9 protein-coding genes are annotated in these 6,423 nt (G+C 64.0%); 8 read left to right on the top strand and 1 reads right to left on the bottom strand.

The genetic code is table 11. The features are described from left to right. Nucleotides 1-117 precede the first annotated feature (117 nt). Nucleotides 118-912 (bottom strand): thiamine diphosphokinase, encoded by a 795-nt coding sequence (locus B2994_RS07505; RefSeq protein WP_291527747.1) that lies wholly within the window; start codon nucleotides 910-912, stop codon nucleotides 118-120. A 106-nt stretch (nucleotides 913-1,018) separates the two neighbouring features. Between B2994_RS07505 and B2994_RS07500 the strand changes: the two genes are divergently transcribed. The 8 genes from B2994_RS07500 to B2994_RS07465 form a co-directional block, all read left to right on the top strand. After that, nucleotides 1,019-1,921 (top strand): DUF362 domain-containing protein, encoded by a 903-nt coding sequence (locus B2994_RS07500; protein ID WP_291527736.1) that lies wholly within the window; start codon nucleotides 1,019-1,021, stop codon nucleotides 1,919-1,921. Between the two features lie 29 nt (nucleotides 1,922-1,950). After that, nucleotides 1,951-2,484, top strand: coding sequence for a uridine kinase family protein (locus B2994_RS07495; protein ID WP_291527735.1), 534 nt, complete (start codon nucleotides 1,951-1,953; stop codon nucleotides 2,482-2,484). A gap of 76 nt (nucleotides 2,485-2,560) precedes the next feature. Then, a complete protein-coding gene (locus tag B2994_RS07490; RefSeq protein WP_291527734.1) occupies nucleotides 2,561-3,133 on the top strand; it encodes an ECF transporter S component in 573 nt (190 codons plus the stop codon). Nucleotides 3,134-3,217: 84 nt separating this feature from the next. Next, the gene (locus tag B2994_RS07485) at nucleotides 3,218-4,060 is read left to right on the top strand and encodes a sulfite exporter TauE/SafE family protein (RefSeq protein WP_291527733.1); all 843 of its coding nucleotides are present in this window, start codon (nucleotides 3,218-3,220) and stop codon (nucleotides 4,058-4,060) included. Nucleotides 4,061-4,344: 284 nt separating this feature from the next. Further along, nucleotides 4,345-5,088, top strand: a complete 744-nt coding sequence (infC, locus tag B2994_RS07480) for a translation initiation factor IF-3 (protein ID WP_291527746.1) — start codon at nucleotides 4,345-4,347, stop codon at nucleotides 5,086-5,088. After that, nucleotides 5,069-5,263 carry a 50S ribosomal protein L35 gene (gene rpmI, locus B2994_RS07475; RefSeq protein ID WP_291527732.1) on the top strand — a complete coding sequence of 65 codons (195 nt, stop codon included), beginning with the start codon at nucleotides 5,069-5,071 and terminating at the stop codon, nucleotides 5,261-5,263. Before infC ends, rpmI begins: the two co-directional genes overlap by 20 nt. Nucleotides 5,264-5,311: 48 nt before the next feature. After that, nucleotides 5,312-5,695, top strand: coding sequence for a 50S ribosomal protein L20 (gene rplT / locus B2994_RS07470; protein WP_291527731.1), 384 nt, complete (start codon nucleotides 5,312-5,314; stop codon nucleotides 5,693-5,695). Nucleotides 5,696-5,791: 96 nt separating this feature from the next. Continuing rightward, nucleotides 5,792-6,423, top strand: a 632-nt coding sequence (locus B2994_RS07465; protein ID WP_414630669.1) for a tyrosine-type recombinase/integrase, incomplete at its 3' end; no start/stop codon positions are given.

The raw sequence follows: 6,423 nt of genomic DNA, 5'->3' as shown, positions 1-6,423 counted from the left end.
AAGCCGTTGATACCAATCTTAACTGTCATGTAATTACTCCCTTTGAGGGGACCGCGGCGCGCATTGGCACCGGGCCATTGTTTACCAACGCCTCCCACTGTAATGCGCCGCCTGTACTTACGGCAACGATGGCCGCTGTGTCTGCAGGCGGTCGGACAGCAGCGAGGAGACCTGCGTGTCGAGCGGCCCCAAATCCCCGTCGAACTCGTGGAAGCGCGTCACGACCGGCATGGGGGCCTCCGCCGGGAACGTCACGATCAGCGTGCCCCGCCGCACCCCGATCGCCCCCGCGACGCCCGGCAGCAGTTCATTGCTGACGCCCAGCGCCATCGTGTTGGTGAGTGTGCCGTGCCGCAACTCGTATTTGAGCCCCGGCTCGTTCACGTCCTCGCAGATGTCGCTGTGGGCGAACACCGACACCATGCGTCCGGGGGCGACGCCGTGATCGGCCGGGAACGACAGCGCGCCGTCGCAAATGGCGGTGACGACGGTGCCGTCGCCATGCAGCAGGCCGGTGCCACCCCGCGCGGCCAGCAGGGCCATGAGCTGTATGTTGGCGAGTGTGTGGTCGACGCGGCCGCCGAGACCGCCGTAGATGTGGAATACGCGGCAGCCGCGCGACCAGCCGATTTTCAGGGCCGACAGCATGTCCGGATCGTCTTTCTGAGGCGGCAGCACGATACTCTGTTCGCCGTCGAGCGGATGGGCGTCGACGATCGAGTCGAAATCGCCCACCACGACGTCGACGGGAATATCCAGCGAGCGTGCGTGGTCGAGCCCGCCGTCGGCCGCGATCACCAGCGCGCCGTCCGGCACCTGCGGGAGGCTCCCCGCGCCGGCGTAATACTCGCCGGCGCCGAATATCACGCATGTTCCGACGCGTGTCCCGCCGGCGGAAGTGTCATTGTTCATGACACCCAAGTGTATAGTTCGTAAGAAGACGCGACGGTTGCCGCGGCGCATCGACGCGCCATCCGGCTCCCCGGCGGTCCATGTACGGAAAGGCGAGGAGAAAAGCATGAGCGAAGTCGGCGATCTCGAGCATCGCACTGAATCGGCGGACGCACCCGAGGTATTCTTCACCAACGACATCACGCCGCAGTCCATCGTGAAGGCATACCATGCGCTCGGCGCGAAGCTGCCCGGCCGCATGGCCATCAAGATCCATTCGGGCGAATCGGACAAATCCAACAACCTCAGCCCGGCGCTGATCAGGGATCTGGTTGGCGAGCTCGGCGGCACCCTGGTCGAGTGCGCCACCGCCTACAACGGCAACCGCGAGACGCCGGACAAAATCCTCAAGGTGATGCGCGATCACGGCTATGCCGACATCGCCCCGGTCGAGATCCTCGACATGGGCGGTGAGATCAGGATCCCGGTCGCGAAGCACAAGGTGATCGCCTATGACATCGTCGGCAGGCATATCGACGATTATGACTCGGTGTTCGTGCTGTCTCATTTCAAGGGGCATCCGATGGGAGGCTTCGGCGGGGCGCTGAAGAACGTGTCCATCGGACTGGCCTCCTCCAACGGCAAGCGTTGGATCCACTCCGGGGGCCGCTCCGCCGACCAGTGGGTCGAGGCGCCGCAGCTGGAGTTCCTGGAGGCCATGGCCGAGGCGGATGAAGCCGTGATCACGCATATGAGTGGCCGTATGCAGTATCTCAACATCATGAACCGCCTGTCCGTGGACTGCGACTGCTTCGCCGCGCCCTCCGAGCCGGACATGCATGATATCGGCGTGCTGTCGTCGCTTGACCCGGTGGCCCTCGACCAGGCCTGCGTGGACCTGATCCATGCCGCGCCGGATGGGGCGTCGGTTTCGCAGCGCATCGCCTCCCGTCACGGCGAGCATATTCTTGAGCACGCCGCGGAGCTGGGCATCGGTTCGCGCGAGTACCGTCTGACCGTGCTGGACTGACGCCGGATCGCGGGTTTCTCATGGTGGTGATGATCGGTATCGACGGCCGGTGCGCCTCCGGCAAAACCACGCTGGCGGCCATGCTGCGCGATCGGCTTGGATGCGCCGTGGTGCATATGGATGATTTCTTCCTGCGCCCCGAGCAGCGCTCGCCCGAGCGTCTGGCGCAGCCGGGCGGCAACGTCGACCGCGAACGGGTCGAGCATGAGGTGCTTGCGCCGCTGGGCCGCGGCGATGCCGTTGCCTTCCATCCCTGGGACTGCCATGCCGGTCGTTTCGCCGACGACGTGGTGACGGTCGATCCCTCTGCGACGCCGGTGGTGCTGGTGGAGGGCAGCTACGCCCTCCACCCGGATTTGCGGCGCTACTACCGGCTGTCGGTTTTTCTCGACATCAGCCCCGAGGAGCAGCTGCGTCGCCTCGCCAGGCGCAATCCGACAATGCTGCAACGGTTCAGGGACGAGTGGATCCCGCTTGAGGAACGGTATTTCGAGGCGACCGGCGCCCGCGAGGCCGCCGATGTCGTCGTCACGGTGGATCTGCGGGGGCCGGCAATCGGCTAGCGTCCCGCCGTCGTCTTGCACATTGGCCGTATCCGTTCCGACTATCTATTCTGGTTATCTGTTCAAAGGAGTCGATATGAGTGTTTCAACAACCCTGACCCACGCTGATCTGCCGAAGCTCGGTGTGAAAACCACCGCCGCGGCCACGCTGTTCGCCATTGCCGCGGCCGTCGCGTTGCCGCAGGCGGTTCACATCATCGGAGCGGCCAGCGGCATGGGCGACGCGCTGGGGATGGCGTTCCTGCCCATGCATCTGCCAATCATCTTCGTCGGTCTGATCGCCGGACCGGTGGCCGGCGCGATTTCGGGCGCGCTGGCTCCACTGGCCAGTTTTGCGCTGACCGGCATGCCGGTGGCGTCGATGCTTCCGCTCATGGTGGTCGAGTTGTGCGTCTACGGCTTGGTGGCCGGCCTGCTGCGCGGCGTGCGTCTGCCGTTCCTCGCCAAAGTGGTTGTCGCGCAGGTCGCCGGTCGTGTGGCCTACACGATCGCCGTGGCCATTGCGGTGGCCGCCTTCGGCAGTGGCGTGGACGTCGCCTCGATCTGGACTGGCGATCTTGCCGCCGGCCTGCCCGGCATTGTGCTGCAGCTCGCCCTATTGCCGCCGCTTGCCTACTGGGTTGATTCGCTGGTCGCCCGTCGCGGCTGAGACCGCGTCGCAAGGCGCTTCGGTTCGTTGCAATCGCTGGCATATGACTCCTCGTCGCGGTGGCCCGGCGTTAGCATATGAGTCATGACTATCTGGCAATTCGTCGCCTTGGTGGCTGCCGGCGTAGGGGCCGGTTTCGTTGGCTATAGCGTGGGCCTCGCCTCGCTGATCTCCTTTCCCGCCACGCTGGCGGTGGGAGTGCCTCCGGTGATGGCCTCGGCCACCAATACCGCGGGTAATGTGGGCATCGTCATTGGTGGGTGCCTGGGCGCGCGACCCGAACTGCGCCGCCGCCGCCATGTCGCGTTGGTGTATGCGGTGATCGGTCTTGTCGGCGGGGTGATCGGCGCGCTGCTGTTGCTGACGTTGCCCGCAAGGTTCTTCGAGTATTCGGTGCCTCCGATGCTCGCGCTGAGCGCGTTGCTGATTCTCGCCAGGCCGAGGAAGACGGCGGCGGGATCCGACGGAGCCCCCGCGCGGGCTGGCGGGTCGGCCGATGCGGGGGGCTCCGCCAGCCGGCGGGGGAGTGCCGGACGCCCGGAGCGTGACGGTCGGCGGGGGGATCCCGGCGAAACAATTCCGATGGTGGCCGCCATGTCGGCATTGTCGGTCTACTCGGGATATTTCGGCGCGGGGTCCGGCACCGCCACGCTGGCCGTGCTGTCGGTCGGCAAGGTGGGTCCATATGCCGAGATCAACGCGTTGAAAACCCTTGGATGCGGCATGGCGAATATTTCGGCGACCATCATGTTCGTGATCACCGGGGTGGTTCACTGGCCCGCCATGGCCGCCTTGTTCATCGGATCGGTGGTCGGTTCGCGATTCGCTCCGGCCGTGGTGCGCCGCGTGCCCGAGCGGCTGATGCGTATTCTGGCGTGCGTGTCCGGTATCGTGCTTGCCGTCTATTTGGGAATTCGGTATTACTGAGCCGTCGCCTTCCGCCGTGGCGAACGCGGGCCACCGCATCCGTGGATGGGTGGGACCATCCGGCGTGTCGGCCAGTCGAGGAGTGTGGTATTCTCTTTATTTGGCTTGAGAAATCAAGAAAGCGGATTTTCCCACCTGGAAGCCTGTTATGGCTTCGGGTTCAAGGCATTGGCCTCGCAGGTCCGCGCGTTGTGCGCGTTCCACGGAACGAATGACATCATTCGTGAAGCTTTGACCGCTGAAGGGCGACTTCTTCGGTATGCCTCGAATCGCGCAGGATCGGAATTGACGCGACTGGTAACACGAGGAATGGAGTCATCATCAGCGACGAACCAAGGATTAACGACGAGATTCGCGTATCTCAAGTACGCCTGATCGGCCCGAATGGCGAACAGGTGGGGGTTATCGCAACTTCGGTCGCGCTGAATCTGGCGAAGGAAGCCAACCTCGATCTGGTCGAGGTGGCGCCGAATGCGAAGCCTCCCGTGGCTAAGCTCATCGATTACGGCAAGTACAAGTACAACGAGAAGATCAAGGCTCGCGAAGCCCGCCGCAATCAGAGCACTGCCGAGATCAAGGAGATTCGTTTCCGCCTCAAGATCGACGAGCATGATTTCGATGTGAAAAAGGGCCATGTGGTTCGATTCCTCGAAGGCGGCGACAAGGTGAAGGTCACGATTATGCTGCGTGGCCGTGAGCAGTCCCGCCCGATCGGCGGCGTGGAGTTGCTGCAGCGTCTTGCCGCCGAGGTCGAGGAGTTCGGCACCATCGAATTCCAGCCCAAGCAGGAGGGCCGCAACATCATCATGACGCTTGCGCCCAAGGGCAAGAAAGTGCACACCCAGTCCGAGCAGCGTCGTCGTGGCGATCAGTCCCGCGCCGAACGCCAGGCCCGTCAGGCCGCGCGTTTGGCCGCCAAGCAGGAGGCCCAGGCTCAGGCCGCGGCCGCGGCGAAGGCTTCCGTCACCCATGCTTCCGCACAGAAGAACAACACCAAGGAGGGCAGCAATGCCGAAGATGAAGAGTAATTCCGCCGCTTCCAAGCGCGTCCGCGTCACTGGCACGGGCAAGCTGATGCAGGTCGGTTCCGCGATGCGCCACAACCTCGAGCACAAGTCCGCTCGCAAGCGTCGTGCCCTGTCCGCCGACTCGGTTCTGGCCAAGGCGCAGTCCAAGAACATCAAGAAGATGCTCAACAAGTGAGCCCCTGCTCGCATCAATCAAGACATTTAGAAAGCTGAGGAATAGATTATGGCACGTGTCAAGCGCGCAGTGAATGCTCATAAGAAGCGTCGTGTTGTTCTCGAGAGGGCTTCCGGCTACCGCGGCCAGCGCTCCCGCCTGTACCGCAAGGCCAAGGAGCAGCTGCTGCACTCCTTTAACTACAACTTCCGCGACCGCAAGGCCCGCAAGGGTGATTTCCGCAAGCTGTGGATCCAGCGCATCAACGCTGCCGTCCGTGCCGAGGGCATCACTTACAACCGCTTCATTCAGGGTCTGCGCCTGGCCGGCATCGAACTCGACCGCCGCGCTCTGGCCGAACTGGCCGTGTCCGATCCCGAGGCGTTCAAGACCATCGTGGACGCCGCCAAGGCCGCTCTCCCCGAGGACGTCAACGCTCCCGTCGAGGCGTGAGCGAAACCGGCTCCTGTAAGGGGTCGGTCGTCTATGTTGGGAACCCCGCCATGCGCGGGGTTTCTCGTATCAGGCCAGCAGCTAGAATGAACGTCGATGAAAGACGACGGACTTGAGGGGCTGCTGGCTCGTTTTGAGGCGCATATCGACGTGGAGCGGGGGTTGTCCGCGGCTACCGTCAACGCGTACGCCTCTGATCTGAAGCGGTACATCTCCTGGTTGCGATCGAAGGGGATCACGGGTCTGGGCGCGGTGACGCGCAGGGACGTCGAGGATTACGTCGCTTTTTTGGATGGCGAGGGCGAGTCCGCGCGCTCCAAGGCGCGTCGGCTGGCGTCCGTGCATGAATTCCATAAATTCGCCGCTTTCGACGGTGCGGTGGACGCCGATGTGGCCGCGGCTGTGAAGGCGCCCAAAGCGGCGTCCACCTTGCCGGATGTGCTGACCATCGACGAGGTGGCGCGATTGCTCGACGCGGTGTCCGTCGGGGGTTCGACAGATCCCGTGGCCTTGCGCGACAAGGCGTTGCTCGAGTTCATGTATGCCACGGGCGCTCGTGTGTCGGAGGCGGTGGGCGTCAATCTCGATGATGTCGATGTGGATGAGCGCATGGCCCGGCTTATGGGCAAGGGGGGCAAACAGCGCCTGGTGCCGCTCGGATCGTATGCCTGCAGGGCGTTGCAGGCGTATGTGAACGCCGGCCGGCCGTCGCTGGAACGCCGCTGCGG

Origin of the sequence: Bifidobacterium sp. UBA744, from assembly GCA_002298605.1 — a bacterium.
Taxonomy (GTDB): Bacteria; Actinomycetota; Actinomycetes; order Actinomycetales; family Bifidobacteriaceae; genus Bifidobacterium.
Note: the sequence above shows the minus strand (reverse complement) of the source record. Positions and strands in the feature narration are given on the sequence as shown.